Source organism: Nocardia mexicana NBRC 108244, from assembly GCF_001613165.1.
GTDB lineage: Bacteria > Actinomycetota > Actinomycetes > Mycobacteriales > Mycobacteriaceae > Nocardia > Nocardia mexicana.
Map to the genome: position 1 here is coordinate 118,687 of NZ_BDBV01000024.1, position 22,748 is coordinate 141,434.

19 protein-coding genes are annotated in these 22,748 nt (G+C 69.7%); 9 read left to right on the forward strand and 10 right to left on the reverse strand.

Annotated features, from left to right (window positions below):
* Positions 1–221: 221 nt before the first annotated feature.
* The 3 genes from NM1_RS10395 to NM1_RS10400 are packed head-to-tail and all read right to left on the reverse strand — an operon-like array spanning position 222 to position 1,238.
* Entirely contained in the window at positions 222–638 is a 417-nt protein-coding gene (locus tag NM1_RS10395) for a DUF302 domain-containing protein (RefSeq protein ID WP_068017509.1), read from the reverse strand.
* Positions 639–659: 21 nt separating this feature from the next.
* Positions 660–821, reverse strand: a complete 162-nt coding sequence (locus tag NM1_RS44815; RefSeq protein ID WP_507762180.1) for a DUF8730 family Cys-rich protein — start codon at positions 819–821, stop codon at positions 660–662.
* 24 nt (positions 822–845) lie between these two features.
* Entirely contained in the window at positions 846–1,238 is a 393-nt protein-coding gene (locus NM1_RS10400; protein WP_068017293.1) for a carboxymuconolactone decarboxylase family protein, read from the reverse strand.
* Between the two features lie 165 nt (positions 1,239–1,403).
* Between NM1_RS10400 and NM1_RS10405 the strand changes: the two genes are divergently transcribed.
* Positions 1,404–1,664, forward strand: coding sequence for a metal-sensitive transcriptional regulator (locus NM1_RS10405; RefSeq protein WP_068017296.1), 261 nt, complete (start codon positions 1,404–1,406; stop codon positions 1,662–1,664).
* Here the strand turns inward: NM1_RS10405 and NM1_RS10410 are convergent.
* A complete protein-coding gene (locus NM1_RS10410) occupies positions 1,597–4,257 on the reverse strand; it encodes a cation-translocating P-type ATPase (RefSeq protein WP_084519350.1) in 2,661 nt (886 codons plus the stop codon). The genes NM1_RS10405 and NM1_RS10410 overlap by 68 nt on opposite strands.
* Before the next feature lie 454 nt (positions 4,258–4,711).
* Here NM1_RS10410 and NM1_RS10415 point away from each other — a divergent pair, with 454 nt between their 5' ends.
* The 4 genes from NM1_RS10415 (at position 4,712) to NM1_RS10430 (ending at position 9,154) form a co-directional block, all read left to right on the forward strand.
* Complete coding sequence (locus NM1_RS10415; RefSeq protein WP_068017299.1) at positions 4,712–5,635, forward strand: universal stress protein; 924 nt, start codon at positions 4,712–4,714, stop codon at positions 5,633–5,635.
* A gap of 109 nt (positions 5,636–5,744) precedes the next feature.
* Positions 5,745–6,671 (forward strand): universal stress protein, encoded by a 927-nt coding sequence (locus NM1_RS10420; protein WP_068017302.1) that lies wholly within the window; start codon positions 5,745–5,747, stop codon positions 6,669–6,671.
* Positions 6,672–6,850: 179 nt separating this feature from the next.
* Positions 6,851–7,318, forward strand: coding sequence for a pyridoxamine 5'-phosphate oxidase family protein (locus NM1_RS10425; protein WP_068017514.1), 468 nt, complete (start codon positions 6,851–6,853; stop codon positions 7,316–7,318).
* A gap of 81 nt (positions 7,319–7,399) precedes the next feature.
* Complete coding sequence (locus NM1_RS10430; protein WP_068017304.1) at positions 7,400–9,154, forward strand: SulP family inorganic anion transporter; 1,755 nt, start codon at positions 7,400–7,402, stop codon at positions 9,152–9,154.
* Positions 9,155–9,165: 11 nt separating this feature from the next.
* Here the strand turns inward: NM1_RS10430 and NM1_RS10435 are convergent, their stop codons facing one another.
* Complete coding sequence (locus tag NM1_RS10435; RefSeq protein ID WP_068017307.1) at positions 9,166–9,813, reverse strand: response regulator; 648 nt, start codon at positions 9,811–9,813, stop codon at positions 9,166–9,168.
* 228 nt (positions 9,814–10,041) lie between these two features.
* Here NM1_RS10435 and NM1_RS10440 point away from each other — a divergent pair, with 228 nt between their 5' ends.
* Positions 10,042–10,809 carry a sigma 54 modulation/S30EA ribosomal C-terminal domain-containing protein gene (locus NM1_RS10440; RefSeq protein ID WP_169814236.1) on the forward strand — a complete coding sequence of 256 codons (768 nt, stop codon included), beginning with the start codon at positions 10,042–10,044 and terminating at the stop codon, positions 10,807–10,809.
* Positions 10,810–10,815: 6 nt separating this feature from the next.
* Positions 10,816–11,259 (forward strand): pyridoxamine 5'-phosphate oxidase family protein, encoded by a 444-nt coding sequence (locus NM1_RS10445; protein WP_068017310.1) that lies wholly within the window; start codon positions 10,816–10,818, stop codon positions 11,257–11,259.
* Positions 11,260–11,283: 24 nt separating this feature from the next.
* Here NM1_RS10445 and NM1_RS10450 read toward each other — a convergent pair whose 3' ends face one another.
* Entirely contained in the window at positions 11,284–12,771 is a 1,488-nt protein-coding gene (locus NM1_RS10450) for a bifunctional aminoglycoside phosphotransferase/ATP-binding protein (RefSeq protein WP_068017313.1), read from the reverse strand.
* Positions 12,772–12,942: 171 nt separating this feature from the next.
* Between NM1_RS10450 and NM1_RS10455 the strand changes: the two genes are divergently transcribed.
* On the forward strand, positions 12,943–13,413 hold the full coding sequence (locus tag NM1_RS10455; RefSeq protein WP_068017317.1) for a nitroreductase/quinone reductase family protein: 471 nt from the start codon (positions 12,943–12,945) through the stop codon (positions 13,411–13,413).
* A gap of 24 nt (positions 13,414–13,437) precedes the next feature.
* Here NM1_RS10455 and NM1_RS10460 read toward each other — a convergent pair whose 3' ends face one another.
* Positions 13,438–14,424 (reverse strand): Acg family FMN-binding oxidoreductase, encoded by a 987-nt coding sequence (locus NM1_RS10460; RefSeq protein ID WP_068017519.1) that lies wholly within the window; start codon positions 14,422–14,424, stop codon positions 13,438–13,440.
* Positions 14,425–14,614: 190 nt separating this feature from the next.
* Between NM1_RS10460 and otsB the strand changes: the two genes are divergently transcribed.
* Positions 14,615–18,553: a trehalose-phosphatase gene (gene otsB, locus NM1_RS10465; protein WP_255286181.1), complete on the forward strand. Its 3,939-nt coding sequence runs from the start codon at positions 14,615–14,617 to the stop codon at positions 18,551–18,553.
* A gap of 12 nt (positions 18,554–18,565) precedes the next feature.
* On the opposite strand, the gene NM1_RS10470 is transcribed toward otsB, so the two are convergent.
* The 3 genes from NM1_RS10470 to NM1_RS10480 are packed head-to-tail and all read right to left on the reverse strand — an operon-like array spanning position 18,566 to position 22,550.
* Positions 18,566–19,234: a hypothetical protein gene (locus NM1_RS10470; RefSeq protein ID WP_068017320.1), complete on the reverse strand. Its 669-nt coding sequence runs from the start codon at positions 19,232–19,234 to the stop codon at positions 18,566–18,568.
* Positions 19,231–21,612 carry a phosphoketolase family protein gene (locus tag NM1_RS10475; protein ID WP_068017325.1) on the reverse strand — a complete coding sequence of 794 codons (2,382 nt, stop codon included), beginning with the start codon at positions 21,610–21,612 and terminating at the stop codon, positions 19,231–19,233. The genes NM1_RS10470 and NM1_RS10475 overlap by 4 nt, the downstream gene beginning before the upstream one ends.
* 11 nt (positions 21,613–21,623) lie before the next feature.
* Entirely contained in the window at positions 21,624–22,550 is a 927-nt protein-coding gene (locus NM1_RS10480; RefSeq protein WP_068017524.1) for a universal stress protein, read from the reverse strand.
* Positions 22,551–22,748 lie beyond the last annotated feature (198 nt).

A 22,748-nucleotide genomic window follows, 5' to 3' on the forward strand; every position in this document is an offset into this window, starting at 1 on the left:
GCCCCCGTGACGGATTCTGTTGTCCCGCAGGACCGTGGCCGGCGGGTCGCTGGGTGTGTGCGGGTCCATGAACGACAGGATCCGCCGCGACGGCGGCCCGGGGACAGGGCCTGGCCGCATCCGGTGCCGGGACCAATGCCACCGTGGCACGGGGGCGGCGGTCCCTGGTCGCGCGGCCGCCGTCGTCTCGGGGACGGCTCGTGCGGTCGTGGCGCCGTGCCCTATCGGTCGGCCGGAGTGCGAGGGTCGTCGGCGAGTGATTCGATCGCCGCGTAGAGCCGCTCGGTGGCCTCCTCCGCCACTGCGGTCATCGCCTCGGCGTCGACGAGATCGGCCATCATTCGCGGATCCGCGGCCTCGACCAGCACGGCGTCGGCCCCGACGCTCCGGACCACGACGTTGCAGGGCAGGAGCAGACCGACGCGGCGTTCGGCCTCGAGGGCGCGGTGGGCGAGGGGTGGGTTGCACGCGCCGAGAATCAGATAGTTCTCCGTGTCCACCCCCAGTTTCGCCCGCAGGGTGGCCTGCACATCGATCTCGGTCAGGACGCCGAAACCCTGCTCCGACAACGCTGTTCGAGTGCGTTCGACCGCCTCGGCGAACGATGCGTGCAAGGTCGCCGACAGTTTCGCATCCATCTTCATCGCATGACCTCCCTGCTATCGGCCGAACAGACGGCGCAGTGGACTCTTGCGTTCGGCATCCCGGTGGCCGGGGCACCAACGTTCGGCGGGGACGGCGGCCCGGACCTCGGCGATATGCCGACCGCAGCCGGACCAGGTCGTCTTGCCGCAGTTTCGGCATTCGACGGGACTACACATCGTGATTTCCCTTTCGCTGGGCAGTCATGCGGGGTGCGCGTCGGCGTCGACGGTATCGGCGAACTCGCAGAACGCCTCGTAGGCGCGGGCGCCGTGGATGGTGGCCGGGCCGCCGTGCATGAGGAAGGTGACGCCGATGGCCTCGGCGGCCTCCTGCCGGGTGGCTCCGGCGCGGGCGGCCGCCTGCCCGTGCGAGGCGATGCAGCCGTCGCAGCCCTCGGTCACGCCGATCGCGAGCGCGATGAGCTCCTTGGTCTTGCGGTCGAGCGCGCCCGGCGCGAACGCGGCCTTGCTCAGTTCGCCGAAGCCCTTGTAGACCTCGGGGATGGCGCGGCGCAGCTCACGGTGCTGCGGTGAGAGCTCGCGGAGCACCTCGGCGCCGTGGCGGGAGTGCACGTGTTCGGTGATCGACGACATGACCGTTTCCTTGGTTTCGCTGGACAGCCCAGGGGATGTCCGGTGCATACAGTTACACCTTGCATCCCCCCGGGGGGATATAATCCGAAGATAGCATCCCCCTGGGGGGATATACAATCGACGGGCACGGCCGACCACGGCCGCGCGGACGCAGGAGGTAGGCGCATGCGACTGGAGCCCGAGGACGTGAAGGCCGTGACCACCCGGATGAAGCGGGCGCACGGGCACCTCGCCGGGGTGATCCGAATGATGGAGGAGGGGGCCGAATGTGAGGCCGTGCTCACCCAGCTGGCGGCGGTCAACAAGGCCCTGAGTCGCAGCGGCTACGCCCTGGTGGCCACCGGACTTCAGCACTGCCTCACCACCGGCGGCCCGGACAGCGTCGACGCCAAGAAGATGGAGAAGCTGTTCCTCTCCCTGGCCTGACCAGGGCCTTGTACGCGGTATCGGCGGCCACGATCGCCGGGATCGCGGCCGCCGCTCCCGCCCATCCGAGGGCGGTCGGCGGCGATCCGCCCAGCAGGCCGGGCAGGGGTGGCAGCCAGAGAAACGCCGCGAGCAGGGCAAGTTCGGCGGCCAGCGCGCCCAGCAGCAGGGGGTTGCCGCGCCAGCCCGTGACCCATACGCCGCGGGTCTCGCTCCGGCAGGCGAACGCGTTGGTCAGCTGGCCGAAAACGACTGCGGCGAAGAGGGATCCGGAGGCCGCCGCCACGACGGACTCGTCGGCCGTATCGCCCGGCACCCAGCCGCCCGCGTACAGGACGGCGAGGAATACGAGCATGCCGGTCACCGCCTCGGCCGGACCCAGCGCGAGGAACACCCGCCGCAGCAGGCGGCCGTCCATCAGGCGCCTCAGCCTCGCGGGACGGGACATCGTGCGTGGATTGGGCGGCTCGGCGCCGAGCGCGAGGGCGGGCAGCATATCGGTGCCGATATCGAGAGCCAGCACCTGTAAGACGGTGAACCCCAGGGGAATCGTGCCGCCGGAGGCGGCCCACAGCGCGAACGGTGCGAGCTCGGCGACGTTGTCGGTCAGATGGTAGGTGAGGAATCGCCGGATATTGGCGGTCGTCGCGCGGCCCAGTTCGATCGCCGAGACGATGGTGCCGAAGTGATCGTCGAGCAGAATCAGGTCGGCGGCCTCCCGGGCGACATCGGTGCCGGAGGCGCCCATGGCGACGCCGATGTCGGCCGTGCGGAGGGCCGGACCGTCGTTGACGCCGTCACCGGTCATCGCGACGATATGTCCGCGCCGCTGCAGCACCTGCGCGATACGCAGCTTGTCCTCGGGCGTGACCCGGGCCACCACGACTCCGTCGGCGTCCAGCAGCGTCCCGAGTTCGTCGTCGTCCTCGGGAAGGTCCTTGCCCTCCACCACGATTCGACGCTCCGTGCACAGGCCGACCTCGGCGGCGACGGCGACGGCGGTCCCGGGGTGATCGCCGGTGACCATCGCCAGGCGGATACCCGCGCGACGGCAGGCGGCGATGGCGTCGGCGACGTCGGCGCGCGGCGGGTCCTCGAGTGCGACGACGCCGAGCATGCGGGGGGCTGCGGATCCGGGCGCGGACGCGACCGCGATCACACGCAGGCCGCGGGCTGTCAGCTGCGCGACTCGCGCTCTCGCAGAGGTGAATTCCGGTTCGCTCCCGTCGCCGGTCGAGCAGAGGGCGAACACCGCCTCCGGAGCTCCGGTGACGTGGAGACCATCGGCGTCCTCGACGACGGCCCGGCGCGTGTGCGGGTCGAACGGTATCCGCCGCCTCGGGACGGGTGCGGGCGGGCAGCCGGCGCGTGCGGCCAGGACGTGCAGCGCGACCTCCATCGGATCGCCGACCGGCACCCACCGGCCGCTCCGCTGCGCCGCGTGGACGTCCGGTGAGCACCGTGCGGCCGAATCCGCCAGTGCCGCTGCGGCATTCATCGCCTCCGGAGTTCCCGCCAGTCGACCGGTGGGTTCGTATCCCGTGCCGCTGACGGTGACCGTGCCGTGCGGCGTCCACACCTCCACGACCTGCATCTCGTTACGAGTCAGGGTGCCGGTCTTGTCCGTGCAGACGAAGGTGGCCGCGCCGAGGGTCTCGACCGCCTCCAGACGGCGCACCAGCGCATCGGCCCTCGCCATCCGCTGCGCGGCGCGTGCCAGTGAGAGGGTCACGGTCGGCAGCAGACCCGTGGGCACGAGCGCGACGGTGACGCCGACCGCGAACAGGAAACTGTTGCGCCAGTCCATGCCGAGAACCGCGAACAGCGGGAACGCCACCGCGCCGACGCCCACCGCGAGCAGCGCGATGACACGGACGACGCGATTCAGCTGCCGCGACAGGGGACTGGGCGGTCGGCTCGCATGCTCGGTCACGGCCGCGAGCCCGGCGAGCCGGGTGCGTCCCCCGGTCGCCGTCACCACCGCTTCGCCCTGTCCCGCAACGACATACGTTCCGGCGAGGATCTGCCGTCCGGTGTCGACGGCGACCGGGCGGCTCTCCCCGGTGAACATCGATTCGTCCACCTCGAATCGTGCCGCCGCGGAGACCCTCGCGTCGGCGCACACTCGATCACCGGCCTCCAGCACCACGACGTCGTCGACCACCAGATCCGCCGAATCGACGACGGTCGTTCGCCCGTCGCGCCGTACCCGAGCCCGCATCGGCAGCAGATCACGCAGCCGCTGTGTGGCTCGGTCGGCCCGGTACTCCTGCGCGAAGGAGAAGACGCCGTTGAGAATCACGACGACCGCGATCGCGATCGCCAGCGTCGGCATCCCGCCCGCCAGCGCCAGTCCGGCGGCCACCCAGAGCAGTACCGCGAAGAAGTGCGTCAACTGCGCCAGCAGCAGAAGCGCGGGGTTGGGGTGCGGTGGGCCCGGAAGCGCGTTGCGGCCGTCACGCTCACGCCGTAGCGCCACCTCGGTCGCCGTCAGACCCGCGGGCGGTAGCACTGTGGCCGCGGCAGCATCGCCCTTCCCGGCAGCTTCCGGGTGATACCGCTCGGCATCGTGTGGGCGCGGTGCCGCGTTCATGCCTCCGCCGGAAGCTCCGTCGCACGGACGCCGCATCGGCAACCTCCTGAGGATCGTCCTGGAAACGAGCGTGCGCGCGCGGCACACAGGCGTCGAGGGGCGAAGGTCCTGGGCCCGCAGGCGGAATCGACATGCCTGCTTGCCGATCCGGGCGTCTCCGCAGCAGCGTCATGCACGGGTAACGCATGTCCGCGGCGATTCCCGGCCCGATGGTCCCCGGCGCCGGTGGCCATGTGCTCTGCCGCCGACTCCCGGCGCTGAGCACAGTGGTGGGCGGACACCTGCGCGAATGGCGAGAAGGCGCGGGTGTCCGCCGAGCCGGACGCCGATCGAGGACATGACGGCGTCGTACGAGGCCCGGGTGGCGCAGGGCCCGCCGGAGATCGACTTTGGGCCCTGTGCGCGCGTCACCTCGCGGGGGACGCTCGAAGGTGACATCGCAGAAGGAGAGGCCATGACGGAGACGAGGACGAGAGCGACCATCGTGGTCGGCGCCGATGGATCGGAGATCGCCCTGCAGGCCGTGGTGTGGGCCGCGGTCGAGGCCGCGCTGCATCGCTGCGCGTTGCACATCATCACCTCGTTCGGGGTGGATCCGAGGCCCGGGATGGCGTCGATACTGGCCGCGAACGAACAGCAGTGGCTGCGCGAGGACGGTGAACGCGTGCTGGCCGAGGCGGCGTCGATCGCCCGGCACGCCGTACCCGATACCGAGGTGGTGATCACCACCGAGCTGACGTTCGACCTGATCATTCCGACCCTGCTCGAGCGGTCGATGGAGGCGCGGATGATCGTGGTCGGCAGCCGCGGCCGCGGTGCGATCCGGCGCGCGCTGCTCGGATCCGTCAGCACCGCGGTCAGCCGCCACGCGCACTGCCCGGTCGCCGTGGTCCACGGCGACGCGGCCGCCGACGCCGCTTGGGGACGCAAGCCGGTGGTCGTCGGCGTGGACGGGACCGCCAACAGCGTCCCGGCCATCGAGTTGGCCTTCGGCGAGGCGTCGCAGCGCAAGGTGGGGCTCGTCGCCGTGCACGCCTGGAGCGATATGAGCGGGTACGACATGCCGATCGTCGGCTGGGAGGGCATCCGCGAGACCGAGCAGGTGCTGCTGGCGGAGAGCCTGGCCGGTTGGACGGAGCGGTTCCCGGACGTGGCGGTCGAACGAGTCGTGGTGTGCGACAGTCCCACTCGTGCCCTGCTGGCCAGATCCGAGGAGGCGCAGCTGCTGATAGTCGGCAGCCACGGCCGCGGCGGTTTCCCCGGCATGGTGCTCGGGTCGACGAGTACGGCGCTGCTGCACCTGGCGCACTGCCCGACGCTCGTGGTGCCCAGCAGCGCGACGCACACCGCCCCGGCGGCGCGTGCCGCGAGCGCATAGGCGGACCGCGGGCTCACCGGCCCGGCACGGATGACGTTCGCGTCGCCGTGCCGGACCCACCGTCCGCTGGTGGCGGGCGTTCGCGCTATCGCGTGCGAGAGGAGTTTCGATGGCAACCCAGCGAACCGATGTGCATCATCTCGCGGACGCGGCAGTCGTTGTCGGAGTGGACGGTTCGGTGGCGGCCGACACCGCGCTGGACTGGGCTGCCGATATCGCCGTATGTCGTGACCGGGCACTGCGCATCGTGCACGGCTACGACACGGTGGGCCTGCGGCGGGTGCGGGATCGGCACGGTGACCGCGTGGCGCCGATGCTCGACGCGGCGCACTCACACGCGGCGGCACTGGTGGAACGGGCGGCGCAGCGCGTCCGCGCCGCGGCACCGGGGGTCCGGGTGTCCTCGGAAGCCACGGAGTCCGGCGCGGCGGCGCTCCTGATTCGCGAGAGCGAAACGGCGTATCTGGTGGTGCTCGGCGCGGAGGGGACGAGCGAGTTCCGGTCGCACCTGGGTTCGGTATTGCTGACGGTAGCCGCTCACGGGCACGGCGCCGTGGTGGTGGTGCGCACCGACCCGGCCTCGGGAAACGCGGTGCACCGGCAGGGGCCCGTGGTCGTGGGTATCGATGGCAGCCCGGTGAGCGAGGCCGCGCTCGCGGCCGCATTCGAGGAGGCGTCCGAACGCGGAGCGGAACTGGTCGCCGTGCATGCCTGGAGCGATCTGGACCTCGGCTGGTTCGAGGGCGAGTCCGAGCTGCTCGTTCCGGTGCGGGATGCGGGCGAGACGCAGCGGGCCGTACTCGCCGAGCGGCTGGCCGGATGGCAGGAGATGTTCCCGGACGTCAGGGTGTCCCGGCGGATGTATGTTTCCGATCCCGTGCGCGCGTTGCAGCAATGGTCGGGGTCGGCGCGACTGCTCGTGGTCGGCAGCCGTGGCCGCGGCGGGTATCTCGGCACGCTGCTCGGGTCGACGTCGAATTCGCTGGTGCAGCATGCCGAATGCCCCGTGATGGTGGTGCATCCACCGAGGTCGTAGCCGGTGTAATCGGCATCACGCGGGAGAAGTTGGACAAGTGACCTTCTTCTCTGTGCGTGGTGCCGGGCGAGTGCTGGAATTGGCGGTTGGAAGTTGCAGGACGGTTCCTCGAATCAGAGAAAGGGTGTCACGTGGGTTCGTTCGGATCAGGCTCCGCCGGAGCGGACCCGGTCTCGGTGGTGTATTCCGACGACGGGTCCGAGGGATCGGTGGTTCCTCGTGCGGTGGTGCAACTCGGCCGGGCCGAGGCCATGCGATTGCTGGCCGATGCTCCGTTCGGGCGGGTCGTGTTCACGCGCGACGCGCTGCCCGCCATCCGGCCGGTCAACCACTGCCTGGACGGCGAGGAGATCATCGTCCGCACCCGCCTGACCTCGCGGCTGACCGATACCGTGCGCTCCGACCCCGCGGTGGTCGTCGCCTACGAGGTCGACGATATCGATCCGGTCCGTCATATCGGCTGGTCGGTCGTGGTGACCGGCTTGGCTCGACCGGTCACCGATCCCGACCGGATCGCCCGATACGAGCGGGAGCTGCGGCCGTGGACCGATACGGTCATGGACGCCGTCATCGCGATCGAGCCCACCCTCGTCACCGGCGTGCGCCTGGTGGAGAAGGACGTCGCGGCCGACAGGCTCGCTTCGTAGGCGTCCGCTTGGGACTCCCGCGTGCTCCGATCGTGACCTACGGCCGTGCCGCCCGGTGCTCCGGCGCGCGATGCTTCGTCTATGCGGAATGGAACCGGTGACGAGTCGGCCCCGGCGCGAGTGAGGTGGCTCCCGGGCCTCGCGCAGTTCCGCGGCTATCGGAGAGCATGGTTGCGGCCCGATGTGGTGGCGGGGGTGACCGTGGCCGCCTACCTGGTTCCACAGGTGATGGCCTACGCGACGGTCGCGGGGCTGCCACCGGTGGTCGGTCTGTGGGCGTGCCTGGGGCCGCTGGTGGTCTATGTGCTGCTGGGGACCTCTCGTCAGTTGTCGGTCGGGCCCGAATCGACGACGGCACTGCTGACCGCTGTGACGCTGGCGCCGCTGGCGATGGGGGACCCGCGGCGATACGCCGCGCTGGCGGCGGTGCTCGCGCTGCTGGTGGGAGCGATCTGCCTGGTCGCGGCGGTGGCTCGGCTGGGATTGCTGGCCGATCTGCTGTCGAAGCCGGTCCTGGTCGGGTACCTGGCGGGCACGGCGGGCATCATGATCGCCGGGCAACTGGAGCGGGTGACCGGCGTGCCGGTCACGGGGGAGACCATTCCCGCGCAGGTGCGGTCGTTCGCGCAGAATATCGCCGAGGTGCACTGGCCGACCGTCACCGTGGCCGCCGCCGTGCTGGTATGCCTGCTGGCACTGGCCGTATGGATTCCACGGGCGCCGGGACCGCTGCTCGCGGTGCTGGGCGCCTCGCTGGTCGTCGCCTTGTTCTCGCTGCAGCACTACGGAATTCGGGTGGTCGGGTCGATACCCGCCGGACTGCCGGAACCCGGTGTCGACGGCGTCGCGATGTCCGACCTGACGCAGCTGGTGCTGCCCGCGGTGGGTATCGCCGTCGTCGCGTTCTCCGACAACGCGCTCACCGCACGGGCTTTCGCGGCTCGTCACCGCCGCCACGTCGACGCCAACACCGAACTCGCCGCGCTCGGAGCGACCAATGTGGCCGCCGGAGTGCTGCACGGCTTCCCCGTCAGCTGCAGCGGGAGCCGCACCACGATCGCGGATATCGCCGGGGCGCGGACGCAGCTCTATTCGGTCGTCACGGTGGTCGCCGTGCTGGCCGTATTGCTCGGGGCGCGAGGAGTTCTCGCGGTATTCCCCGCCGCCGCATTGGGCGCGCTGGTGGTGTACGCGGCATGCCAGCTGGTCGATGTGGCGGAGTTCCGACGGATCGCGCGCTTCCGGCGCAGCGAGCTGGTGCTCGCCGTCGGTACCACGGCGGCGGTGCTCGGCTTGGGAGTGCTGTACGGTGTGCTGGTCGCGGTGGCCCTGTCGATTCTCGATCTGCTGCGGCGCGTGGCCCGCGCCCACGACGCCGTGCAGGGGTTCGTACCCGGACTGGCCGGAATGCACGATATCGACGACTACCCGAACGCGACACTCGTTGCGGGCCTGGTGGTTTACCGGTACGACGCCCCCCTGTGCTTCGCCAATGCCGAGGACTTCCGCCGCCGCGCCCTGGACGCCGTCGAGCTGTCCGCGCGGGAGCGGGGGCCCGTGCGGTGGTTCGTGCTCAACGCGGAGGCCAACGTCGAGGTCGATCTGACCGCCCTGGATGCCGTCGAGCAGCTGCGGGCCGAATTGACCGCGCGCGGAATCACTTTCGCGCTGGCGCGCGTGAAACAGGATCTGCGGGACGCGCTGGATGCCGCCGGGCTGGTCGACCGGATCAGTCCGGAACTGCTGTTTCCCACCCTTCCGACGGCGTTGGCCGCCTACCGCCGGGAATCCGGGGATTCCGGCGCGGGCCCCGACGATTCGAAACTAGGCACGTGAATCGGGGCGTATCAAACCCGCCGCGACTGCCCGGTGTGCAGTTTCGACGCGTACACCGCGGCCTGGGTGCGGCGTTCCATGCCCAGTTTGGCCAGTAGCCGCGAGACGTAGTTCTTGACCGTCTTCTCCGCCAGGAACATGCGCTCGGCGATCTGGCGATTGGTCAGGCCCTCGCCGAGCAGGTCCAGCAGTTTGCGTTCCTGTTCGGTGAGCGTCGCCAGGGGGCCTTCCGGCTGGGTGCCGCGGCGCAGCTGTTCCATCAGCGCGGCCGCGGCCCGGTTGACCAGCAGCGATCGGCCGGCGCCGACGTCCTTGACGGCCTGGGCCAGTTCCATGCCCTTGACGTCCTTCACGACATACCCGCTGGCACCGGCCAGGATCGCGTCGAGCATGGCCTGCTCGTCGGTGAAGGAGGTGAGGATCAGGCAGCGCAGGCCGTCCATCTTCGACAGCAGGTCGCGGCACAGCTCGATGCCGTTGCCGTCGGGCAGCCGCACATCGAGCACGGCCACGTCCGGGCGCATCGCCGGAATCCGGGCCAGGGCCTGCGAGACGTCACCCGCCTCGCCGACCACGGTCAGCTCCGGATCGCCCTCCAGCAGATCGGCCAAGCCGCGCCGGACGATCTCGTGGTCGTCGACCAGGAACACCTTGATCATGGGTTGGATTCCATTCCGCGTAGTAATTGCGATACCACCACCGTAGTCCGTTGAAGTGGTGCTGAGCATGGACGAAGGTCATCTTTCCCGGCCGGACCGTAGAAACGGCAATGGCCCGGCCGGAGCGGGAATTCATGGGACCTTCGGCCCTACAGCGCCCGTTTCCGCGGTGATGAGATGACCGCGATTGCTTGGGTTCGGGTGATGAAGGAAGTGGGTCGGTGTCGAGTGCTTACAGCTGAGCTGGGGTCGGAAATCGAGACAGCCTTCGATGGGCCGGTTCGCGGGGCCGCGGCCGTCGCTCGTATCGGGCGAGAGGTCCGCCGGGTACTGCGCCGCCACGACATCGAGGAGAAGGCGCGGTTGCGGGTGTCCGTCGCGCCGGGCAATCGGAAGGTGCTGCTGGTTCAAGTGAATACCCGTCATCGGGGAACACCGATGCGGATTCAGGTGAGCGGTCCGGCGGACTTCGCCGCCACCTTCGCGGCCGAGCGTCTCGACCGGTCCCTCGGCCGTTCGTCGGGCGCGCGCGAGTCGCGGGTGTGGCCCGATCCGGCGCGCCCGCCGCTGGCCTCGGTGAGCGAGCGGCGTCCTGTCGTGCGCCGCAAGGAATGTGATCTGCGTGCCTGTTCTCCGGCCGAGGCCGCGCGGGTGATGGATGAGATGGATTACGACGCACATCTTTTCGTCGATGCCGAGACCGGTGAGGACGCCGTGGTGCATTGGGCGGGGCCCGCGGGCGTGCGGCTGGCGCGGCAGTACTCGGTGCGACCGCCCACAGCGGCCGATCCCGGCTCGCTGACCATGCATCCGAGTCCTGCGCTGCGCCTGACCGACGGCGAAGCCGCGAATCACCTGTGCCGCTATGGGTTACCGTTCGTGTTCTTCACCGAACCACGCAGTCACCGGGGCCGGTTGCTGCTGCGCCGGTACGACGGCGACCTCGCCCTGGTCGTGGCCGCGCGTTCGCGCGGCCTCTCGCCGAGCGAACGGTAGGGTCCCGTGACCGACACCACCGCCGGCGACCGAGCCGGACGTGTCCTGCTGGAACTGGATCGGGCCGAGTCGCTGCGGCTGCTGGCCGGTGTCCCGGTGGGCCGGGTCGTGTTCACCCGCAACGCGCTACCCGATATCCGCCCGGTGAACCATCTCGTCGACGACGACGGCACCATCGTGGTGCGGACCCGGATCACGGCTCGGTTCACCTCCGCGATCCGGGGCAATTCTCCCGTGGTGGTGGCCTACGAGGCCGACGATATCGACCCGGTCCGGCGGGTCGGCTGGTCGGTCGTGGTGACCGGATTCGCCCGCCCCGTCACCGATCGCGACCGGATCGCCCGCTACGAGGGACTGCTGCATTCGTGGGTCGACAAGGTGATGGACACCGTGATCGCGATCGAGCCCGAAATCGTGACGGGTATTCGCCTGGCCGAAAAGCGAACGTAGAGAAGCGATACCGCGTGCGCGCGATCAGGATCGCACGCGCGGCCGGTCCCGGGAGGTCGGCGCGGGCATGCCGAGGTTCCAGGTGTGGACGGCCGTTCGGACGGTGTCTTCGAGAGGCCGGGTGGTGTCGAGCGTGACGGCCGTCGGCCAGGGGGCCTGGTCGGCGGCCATGGCGGCCGCGATGGCGGGTGATGCCTCGGATTCGCTGCCGGATCTGGCCACGATCCTGGCCGATGCCACCGATTGTGGTGCGGTGCAGCATAATTCGATCAGCTCCGCGCTGGTGTCGGCGGCCGTGTGTGCGGCGTGGCGACGCTCGTCGGCGTCTGTCCAGGCGGCGTCCAGGACGACGGAGCGACCGGCTTCCAGCAGGGTCTGGGCCTCGGCGCGCAGTACCGCGTACACCTGGGCCCGTGCGGCCGGGCTGTAGGCGCCGCTGTTGTACGAGCCGCTCGGTCCGGTCAGCACGCCCTGCGCCCGGCGACCCGCGCGAATGTGGTCGCTGGACAGCAGGATCGCGCCGGTCTGCTCCGCGAGTGCGCGCGCCACGGTGGATTTCCCGGTGCCGGGGAGACCCCCGACGAGTGCCAGCCGGATTCTGCCCGCCTCGAGGTGCCGCAGTGCCAGTTCGACGTGCCGGGTGGCGTGCTCGGCGACGCCCTCGGCGCCCTGCTGGTGCCGGATGCAGTTCACCTTGGCGCGCACCGCCGCTCGGTAGGCGATGTAGTGGTGCCGCAGCGAGACCGGGGCGGGGTCGGCCGTGACGGCGAGATACTCGTCGACGAGTCTGTCGGCGAGATCGGAGTAACCCAGGAACTCCAGATCCATAGCGAGGAACGCGATGTCGTCGAGGCGGTCGACGTGGCGCAGCTCGTCGTCGAAGTCCAGGCAGTCCAGGACGCGGAAGCCGTCGGGCAGTGCGAAGATGTCACCGGCGTGCAGATCCCCGTGCCCGTCGACGATGCGATCGGTCGCGATCCGCTTGTCGAACAACGGTTTCCGGCCGTCCAGATAACGACCCACCAGCACACGCATGCGTCGTACCCGCTCGGGCGCGACCGGTGGATCGGTCAGCCCGTGCAGCAGCGAGGACCAGCGTGCGCGCAGCGCGTCCACCGTCGCGGCGCGGTCGACGCCCGTGCCGCGATCGGCGCCGTCGTGGAACCGCGCGAGCATCCGTACCAGGGACGACAGTGTGTCGCCGGTCGTGTCCGGATCGGCGAGCACCGCCGACAGCCGCGCCGCGTCGGGCATGCGCCGCATGACCAGCACCGGCTCGCCGGGTCCGCCGGTGGGATCCGTCAGGCGCCCCACACCGAGATAGACGTCGGGCGACAGCCGTCGGTTCAGCTCCAGTTCCCGCGCGCACGCGTCCTCACGGCGCGCGAGGGTGCCGAAATCGAGGAAGTCGGTGACGACCGGCTTCTTCATCTTGTACGCGCGGTCGCCGCACAGCAGCACCAGCGCCGAGTGGGTCTCGTGGAGTAGGGCGAAGGGTTCGTCGGACGACATATCACCAGTACACAGATCGGGGTCGGGGCCGCAGAGATGCCGAATGTCCTTTCGGCAGCGCCGGAGGTCATCCGGCGTCCGCTGTTCTCGCCCTACCCATCCCGTGCGCTTGCATGCCCGTCCGGAAACGATCAGGATCGATACCAGTTCTCGGTACGATCGGAGACGATCATGCGATGGTATGCCGACTATCTGCGCTGGCTGTATCGCGGTGGTAGGCCGAATCTGTTTGCGAGAGTGCAGAATCGGGCCTCGGCGATGGTGTTCGCGCTCGGCGTGCTGCCGCATCGCGTCGCGGCTCTCGGCATCCGGGGTCGCCGTAGCGGCCGCGTCATCTGGTTCCCCATCGTGCTGACGGAGTTCGAAGGACACCGCTACGTCGTCTCGATGCTCGGCGAGCAGACGAACTGGGTCCGGAATCTGCGCGCTGCGGGCGGCCTGGCCGTACTTCGGCGCGGCCGCCGGGAAACGGTGCGGCTGACCGAGGTGGATCCGGCGTATCGCGCGCCGATTCTGTGGCACTACGTGCAGGTGGCTCCCGGTGCGAGACCGCACATCCCGGTGGGCCGCGACGCCGCACCGGCGGACTTCGAACGCATCGCGGCGGACTATCCGGTCTTCCGCGTCGATCCGCACCGGTGACGCGCCGCGGTCGCCCGCGTCAGCTCACGAGGGCGCTCCGGCCGTCCGGAGAATGTCGGCGAGAGGCAGGCGCGGCGTCGGTGCGGGCTCCTCGCGGGCGGGGGCGGTGCCCACGCGAATCAGTACCTGCGGCACCATCTTTCGGCCGGTGAGCTGGCTGACGACGGCCCGGGCGCGGGGCACCTCGGTGAGATGTGTGAGCGGGCAGGTGGCGTATCCGGCAAGCGTGCATTCCAGCAGCACCCGCGATACGACCTCGCCGCACCGCAGCCAGTCCTCGGACGTGTCGCCATCGGTGGACAGCACGAGGATCGTGGACCGGTCGGCAGCCGGCCGAGGTCGGCGCGGCGCGGCGGTGCCGAGGGGCATCGTGCGGCCGATGCCGACCTGTTCCCGTTCCTCCCGCGTGATCAGCGCTTCGCGGGGAACCCCGGTGGATCCGACGACATGCCCTGTCCACCACTGCAATTCGGCGTGATAGCTGGAATCGTAGCGACGCAGTGCCGCGCTGAGCTCGGAGGCCCGGGCCAGGGCGGGCCGGGCGTCGTCGCCGAGCACGTCCAGCGCGGCGTCGGCCGGATCGAAGGTGGTGCGCAGCACGGTCTCGAATTCGTCCCAGCCTTCCGGTGCGGCGAAGGGAAGCCGGTCGGTGTAGCGGCGAACGATGGCGTCGGCGCGGTCGCGGTCGCCGCCGGTGACGATGCTGGCGCGCCCGAATCGAACCGTGGCCAGATGGTCGCGCCGGTTCGGATCCGGGAAGCGCCTGATGAAGGTGCGCCAACCGCTCGCGGCGAGGGCGGCGTGCAGATGGTCGAGTGCGATACCGCAGCTGACGATCATTTCCCGGCCGGAGGTGTCGGTGGCCGGGAGCATGCGCTCGCGTACCGAGAACAGCTGTAGCGAGTCGCCGTCGAATACCCATCGCCACGGCTGGCTGTTGTGCAGCGACGGAGCACGCCCGGCGAGCAGGACGGCCTTCTCGACGATGTTCCCGGTGGGCACGGTGTTCATGCCGTTCACGCTACGAGCGGCGCGCGCAGAGGGGAGGTGTCGTTGGTCCCGTTCGGCACTGCCGGTCGGCACCTGTCGAACGGCCGCGGCGGCGCTCCGACCGGCGCTTGGCGGGACTTGCGGCCCTTGTCCGCGGCGGTGGGCCGGGTTCAGGCTGGTTGTTGTGATACCGACGCATCCGGCAGGCCCGTTGATCGACACTCGCCGCCACGATGCGGTGATCTTCGACCTGGACGGGGTGGTGACCGACAGCGCGTCGATCCACGCCGCCGCCTGGACCGAGCTGTTCGACGCCTTCCTGGCCCAGCGCGCGCCGAGCGCGGCCGAAGACCACTCGCCGTTCACCGCCGCCGACTACCAGCGGTTCGTCGACGGCAAACCGCGATACGACGGGGTCGCGGATTTCCTTGCCTCGCGGGCGATCTCGCTACCACACGGAGAGCCGACGGATGCCCCGGGCACGCTGACCGTGTGCGGTCTGGGCAACCGGAAGGACGAGCTGTTTCTCGCGCATATCGCCCGGACGGGCGTGCCCGTGTTCGCCTCCACCGTCGCACTGGTGCGGCAACTGCGCGCCGCCGGTCTCGGTGTCGCGATCTTCTCGGCGAGCCGCCACTGCGCCGAGGTGCTGACAGCGGCCGGGGCCGCCGACCTGTTCCCGGTGCGTGTCGACGGGATCGTCGCGGACGAATTGGGGCTGCCCGGCAAACCGGACCCGGCGATGCTGGCGGAGGCGGCACGGCGGCTCGGCGCCGATCCGGAACGGACCGTGGTGGTCGAGGACGCCGAGGCGGGGGTCGCCGCCGGACACCGGGGCGGATTCGGACTGGTGATCGGTGTCGATCGCGTCGGTCACGGCCGGCGGCTCCGTGCGGGTGGCGCGGATGTGGTGGTCGGTGATCTCGCCGACGTGGCTGTGCTCGCCGGATTCCGGCGCATGTCGGAAGTGCCGGACGCGCTGACATCCTGGCTCGCCGTCGAGGACCGGCTCGAATCCGAGAAGACCGCTGTACTCCTGGATTTCGACGGGACACTGGTCGACATCGTGGCCGATCCGAGCGCGGCGGTACCGGCGGGCGGCGTCGGTGCGATCCTGGCCCGCCTCGCCGAGCAGTGCCCGGTCGCCATCCTGAGCGGCCGTGATCTCGACGATGTGCGCACCCGGGTGGGTGTTCCGGGACTCTGGTACGCGGGCAGCCACGGCTTCGAACTCGTGGCCCCCGACGGCAGCCGTCATACCCATGACGCCGGGCCCAGCGCGGAGCAGGCATTGGCCCGTGCCGCAACGGAACTCGACGGACGGCTACGAGCCGTCCCGGGCGTGCTGGTGGAGCACAAGCGGTTCGCCGTCGCCGTGCACCACCGCAACGTGCTCGCCGAGGCGGTGCCGGGAGTGGTGAGCGCCGTGCACGACATCGCACGGCAGGAAGGGCTGCGCGTGACGACCGGGCGCAAGGTCACCGAGTTGCGACCGGATGTGGAGTGGGACAAAGGCCGTGCCGTGCAATGGATCATGGAACGCCTCGGCGACCCGGCCGTGCCGATATACGTGGGCGACGACCTGACCGACGAGGACGCCTTCGATGCCGTCGCCGCCGCGGGACTGGCGATCGTGGTGCGGCACAACGAGAACGGCGATCGCCGCACCGCCGCACACTTCGCGGTCGACGGCCCGGTCCGCGTGCACGAGCTCCTGAGCCGGTTGGCGGATCGGCTGTCGTGCGAATGCGGCTCGATACCCTGGCTCGTCACCTACGACGGCTACGACCCGGCCGCGGAGAAGAAGCGTGAGGCCCTGTGCACCGTCGGCAACGGCTACCTGGCCACGCGCGGCGCCGCCCCCGAATCGCGAGCCGGTGCGCGGCACTATCCGGGCACCTACCTCGCGGGCGTTTACAACCGGCTGACCGATGCGGTCGCCGGGCGGACCATCGACAACGAGAGCCTGGTGAACGTGCCGAACTGGCTGCCGGTGACATGGCGTCTCGCCGACGGCGACTGGTTCGACCTCGATGCCGCCGAGCTGCTGGACTATCGGCAGCAGCTCGATCTCCGCCGGGCGGTACTCAGCCGGACGCTGCGATACCGCGACGCGGCCGGTCGGCTCACCTCGATCACGCAGGACCGGTTCGCCGCGATGCACGAGCCACATGCCTGCGCGCTGCGGACGACGATCGTGGCCGAGAACTGGTCGGGTCGGCTGACGGTCCGGTCCACGATCGACGCGGCCGTACGGAACTCGCTTGTCGACCGCTATCGCGGCCTGTCCGACCACCACCTGACGCCGATTACGGCCAGGCCGGTCGGATCCGACGCGGTGGTGGTCCTGGTACAGACCAGCCGATCACGGATTCCGATCGCCACCGCCGCGCGCACCGTCGTCCGACAGGGCGGCGAGAAAGCCGTTGCGGCATCCGAACTCGTCGACAGCCAGGGATCGTTCGGGCACGACATCGACCTCGAGGTGACGGCGGGGGAGCCGGTCGAGGTGGAGAAGACCGCCGTGCTGTTCACCGGCCGTGACCATGCCGTATCAGCGCCCGACGAGTCGGCCGAGCGGCTGCTGGACGACCTCGGCGATTTCGAGGAGCTCCGCACCGCCCACACCCGTGCCTGGGACCGACTGTGGTCGCGGTTGTCCATCGATCTGCAGGGCAGCGATCACGCCCTGCGCGTGTTGCGGCTGCATCTGCTGCACCTGGTGCAGACCTTGTCGCCGCACACCAGCGACCTCGATGCGGGCGTCCCGGCGCGGGGGCTGCACGGCGAGGCGTACCGCGGCCACGTCTTCTGGGACGAGCTGTTCGTATTCCCCGTGCTCAATCTGCGTTTTCCCGAGCTGTCCCGGGCGCTGCTGCGCTACCGCCACCGCCGCCTGCCCGAGGCCCGCCGGGCCGCGCGGCGGATCGGGTGCGCAGGCGCGCTGTTCCCGTGGCAGTCGGGTGGCGACGGGCGCGAGGAGAGCCAGCAGCTGCACCTGAATCCCCGTTCGGGGCACTGGAATCCGGATCCGAGCGCTCGGGCCCGGCACGGCGGACTGGCGCTGGCCTACAACGTGTGGCAGTACTACCAGGCGACCCGCGACGGCGAGTTCCTCGCCGAATACGGAGCCGAACTCCTCGTGGAGATCGCCCGATTCTGTTCCGGCTCAGCCGAATACGATCCAGCCGACGACCGATATCACATCCGGGGTGTCATCGGCCCGGACGAATTCCATTCCGGCTATCCGGGCGCACCCTACGGCGGCGTCGACGACAACGCCTACACCAACATCATGGCGGCGTGGACCCTGCGGCACGCCGTGGCGGGCCTGCAGGTCCTCGCGCCGCGAGTTCGGGCCGAACTGCTGGACACGCTGGGTGTCGCGCCGTCGGAGACGACGCGCTGGGCGGAGATCGCCGACCGCATCTTCGTACCGTTCCACGACGGCGTCCTCAGCCAGTTCGCCCGCTATGACGAACTGGCGGAACTGGATTGGGCGCACTACCGCGGCCGCTACGGCGATATCCAGCGGCTGGACCGGATCCTCGAGGCCGAGGGCGACGATGTCAACCGCTACCGGGTCGCCAAACAGGCCGACGTCCTCATGCTGTTCTATCTGCTGTCGGTAGACGAACTGCGAGAACTACTGGGGCGGGCCGGATATGAGCTGCCGGGTGACATGGTCCAGCGCACCGTGGATTACTATCTCGCCCGAACGTCACACGGCTCCACACTCAGTGCCGTCGTGCACGCCTGGGTGCTGGCCCGCGCGAATCGCGATCGGGCCCTGGAGTTCTTCGGCAACGTGCTGGAATCCGATATCGCCGACATTCAGGGCGGCACCACGGCCGAGGGGATCCATCTCGGGGCGATGGCGGGCAGCATCGACCTGGTGCAGCGCTGCTTCACCGGGCTGGAGATCCGCGGCGACCGGCTGATATTCGCGCCCCGCTGGCCGAAGACACTGGGAACACTGGTGTTCCCGATCATCTACCGCAGTCATCGCCTGACCGTGCGAATCGATACGACCGCCGTCGAGGTCAGCTCGGACGCCGACGGCGCGCTACCGATCGAGATCGAATGCCGGGGTGGCATCGCCCGGCTCGCCACGGGCCACACGGTATGGCTACCGGTCGATCCGGAGTGACGAAGAACCGAATCACCTCGCCGTGCGCTCGGGGTTCATCGATGGAGCTTCGACCGAGCTGCGTGCGGCTCGTTTCTCGAGTCCGCGCAACATCTTTCGTTCCATCACCAGGCTGCCGGGTTCGAGCAGGAACAGGTTGAACAGCCGAGCCATCCATGATGCGCCTGGAGTGGCGATGCGGTTGCGGCTGACCAGTCGCGTGCCACCCGGGAAGGGGTACAGGCCGAACGACCAGACCCAGTTGTGATCGTCCGATCGGAACACCAGGGCGCGTTCGGGGTCGACGTGCACCACCTGCATGCGAGGCCCGCTCGCGCCGAGCGCGAAACCGTCGCCGACGGCAATGTGCTGGAACTGCGGCAGGATCGTATCGGCGCTGTGCATGTCCAGGCCCAGCAGACGGTCGATCCAGTCGTAGCTGTAGGCGCCGCCGCGTCCCGGGCCGAACTGGACCAGCCACGGCCAGATCGCCTCCGGGCCCGCCGCAACCGTGATCGCCCGGGTGGCCAGGATGTCGGTATCGGGCAGCAGGTCGTCGCCGGGCATCACTCGCGCTATTTCCTCCCCGGTTGCGCCCCAGGTGAGGCATCGGGTGCGGGCGAAGAGCCGATATCCGAAGGCGAGTCCGGCCAGGAAGGTCGCGCCGCCGATCGCGCCGGAAGTCAGCCTGCCGGTAGTCATGCGAGGGCCCGTCCCGTCCAGGTCCAGTCGGTGATCTCCGGTGGGTCCTCGCCGAACCGGCAGGCGTGGTCGTGGGCCTGATCGAGCAGTCCGAGCAGGTGTTCGCGCAGATGGCCCATGCGATTGTCCAGTCGCGGCACCTGCTCGAGGGCGGCGAGGGCGAGGTGGTAGCGGTCGATGCCGTTGAGGGCGCACATCTGAAACGGCGTGGTGGTGGTCCCGCGGTCGTGGAATCCGCGGACGTGCAGGCGGTCGTGGCCGGGCCTGCGGTAGGTGAGCTGATGGATGAGCCAGGGGTAGCCGTGGAAGGCGAAGATCACCGGACCGAACGGGGTGAAGATGTCGGTGTAGGTGTCATCGGAGATGCCGTGCGGGTGCCGGTCGGCGGGAAACAGGCGAGCCAGATCGACGACGTTGACGACGCGAACGGCCAAGTCGGGCACCAACGTCCGCAACAGTTCCGCTGCTGCCACGGTCTCCTGGGTGGGCACGTCACCCGCGCACGCGAGCACCACGTCGGTATTGCCGCCGACATCCGAACTGGCCCAGGACCATACGCCCAATCCCTGCGCGCAGTGCCGTCTCGCCTCCGCTTCGCGAAGATACTGCAGTGCCGGTTGTTTTCCTGCCACAACGACATTCACGTGGCCGCGGCTGCGCAGGCAGTGATCGAACACCTGGAGCAGGCAGTTGGCGTCCGGCGGGAGATAGACGCGCGCCACCTCCGGGCGCTTGCTGAGCACGTGGTCGATGAAACCCGGATCCTGATGTGAGGCACCGTTGTGATCCTGCCGCCACACGTGCGACGTGATCAGGTAGTTCAGGCTGGGAACCGGTTCGCGCCACCGATAGTCGGCGGCCATGTGCAGCCACTTGGCGTGCTGCACCACCATCGAGTCCACGACGTGCGCGAATGCCTCGTAGGTGGAGAAGACGCCGTGGCGGCCGGTGAGGGTGTAGCCCTCGAGCCAGCCTTGGCACAGATGCTCCGACAACACCTCGAAGACCCGGCCGTCCGGCGCCAAACGGTCATCGCCCGGTAGCCGGGCGGCGTGCCAGCGGCGGCCGGTCACCTCCAGTACCGCGTCCAGCCTGTTGGAAGTGTGCTCGTCGGGTGAAAAGAACAGCAGGTCACGGGGATTGGCACGCAACGCGTCCCGCAGGTAGGCACCCAGCACCCGGGTCGCCTCCGCCGTGAACTCGGCCGGGCGGGGTACCGGCAGGGCGTGCTCGGCGGTCGCGGGCAAGCGCAGATCGACCTGGGCACGTCCGTGCGCCACGGGATTCGCGCTCATGCGCAGGTCGTCCGGGGGAGCGGACAACCGGATGCGTGATACCGGCGCACCGCCCGGTTCGAACAGCTCGTCCGGCCGGTACGACCGCATCCAGCGTTCCAGCAGCGCAAGATGTTCCGGATTCTCACGGACGGCGGGCAGCGGCACCTGATGGGCGCGGTGCGTACCTTCCACCGGCACCCCGTCGACGCTCGGCGGGCCGGTCCAGCCCTTCGGGGTGGACAGCACGATCATCGGCAGCCGCGCGTTGCCGGGCCCGGTGCGTCTGCGGGCATCGTCGCGGATTTCGGCGATACGGTCGAAGACCTCGTCGAGGACCTGGCAGTAGCGCTCGTGCACCTCCATGGGCTCGCTGCCCCGGACATACCGCGGCTCCCAGCCGTGCCCGATCAACAGCGAATCGAGGTCTTCACTCGGAATCCGGGCCAGGAGAGCGGGATTGGCGATTTTGTAGCCGTTGAGATGCAGGATCGGCAGGACGGTTCCGTCGGTGACCGGATCGAGAAAGGCGGGTGCGTGCCAGCTGGTGGCCAGGGCACCGGTCTCGGCCTCGCCGTCACCGATCATGCACGCCACCACCAGATCCGGATTGTCCAGCGCGGCGCCGGTCGCGTGCGCCAGCGAGTATCCGAGCTCGCCGCCCTCGTGGATCGAGCCGGGCAGGTGGGGTGATGCGTGGCTGGGCACCCCGCCGGGAAAGGAGAACTGCCGGAACAGTTCTCGCATGCCCGCGAGATCCTGTGCGACCGCGGGGTGGCGTTCACTGTAGGTCCCCTCGAGCCACGCCGCGGCGTTGAGTCCCGCCGCGCCGTGCCCGGGACCGCAGACGAACAACGCCGACCGGCGCGTGCGGGTAATCGCCCGGTTGAGGTGAGCGTAGGTGAGTGTGATGCCCGGGACGCTGCCCCAGTGGCCGACCAGTCGCGGCTTGATATGGTGCGGCGCAAGGGGTTCGGACAGTATCGGGTTGTCCAGCAGGTAGATCTGCCCGACCGAGAGGTAGTTCGCCGCTCGCCACCACGCATCCAGATCGGCGATTGCGGCCGGGTTCTCGATTCCTGTCCGAGGCAGTACGTCCGTCATCTCGTGACTCCCTACTTCGCCGGGTGGACGACCATGACGGGGCAGTGCGCATGCTGGACCAGCGCGTTCGACGTGGATCCGAGTAGCAGGCTGCGAAAACCACCGCGGCCGCGACTGCCCACGACGATCAGTTGCGCCGACTTCGACCAGCGGAGCAGTTCGGCCGCGGGTGCGGCCAGGCATACTTCGCGCCGAACCTCGACGTCGGGATACTTGTCCTGCCAACCGGCCAGCCGCTCCGCGAGTGCCAGCCGCTCGTCGGTCTCGATCTCGTTGACCGGGAACAACAGGTAGGGGTCTCCGGCGAACTGACCGATGGTGAGGTCGTTCCACGCATGCAGCGCCACCAGTTCGGCACCGCGCTGGGACGCCTCTTCGAAGGCCGCGGCGAGGGCGGACTCACTGACAGGGCTGCCGTCGACGCCGACGACGACCGGGCCGTCGGCGCGTGCGCGGTGGTCGGCGTCCGGATCCGTCCGCACGACCACGATCGGCCCCTCGGCATGGCTGGTGACCGACAGCAGTATCGAACCCACATGGGCCAGCAGGCTGTTGGTGCCGGAGGCGCCGAGCGCCACGAGGTATGCGGTGGCGCTGTATCGCATCAGGACCTCGGCCGGGCCGTCGTCGGATACCTCGGTCGTCACGCGGGCACCGGGGGCCGTCTCCAGCGCCCGGCGCTGCGCGCGTTCGACCAGCACCGCACCCTGTGCCCGGACACCGTCGAGGACCGGTGGCACCCACACGTCGTAGCGGCCGAACACGTCGCGCATGCCGTTGAGATCCAGTCCGTGCACGATCCGCAGCTCGCGGCCGCGCTCGAGGGCCACCTCGGCAGCCCAGGTCAGTGCCGAGTCCGCCGCCGCGGATCCGTCGACCCCGACCACGACGGGCGCGGACGCCAGATGGTGCGGATCGCTGCCGTACTCGTGGGTCATCGCGGATTCCTTTCGCTGTCGCGGTCCGATGTCATCGGAGTCGGTTCCCACGCTAGGAATCCGCGGCGAACGGTGATGCGGCCGAAAGTCCCGCACACGAGGGACTCGAGCACCCACCCGCGTACCCGGCTCGTTGATCGTTGTCAGACGGCCCGCCGGTCGGTGACCTTCGGCCGTCCCGGTGCGATGCGCCCGGCG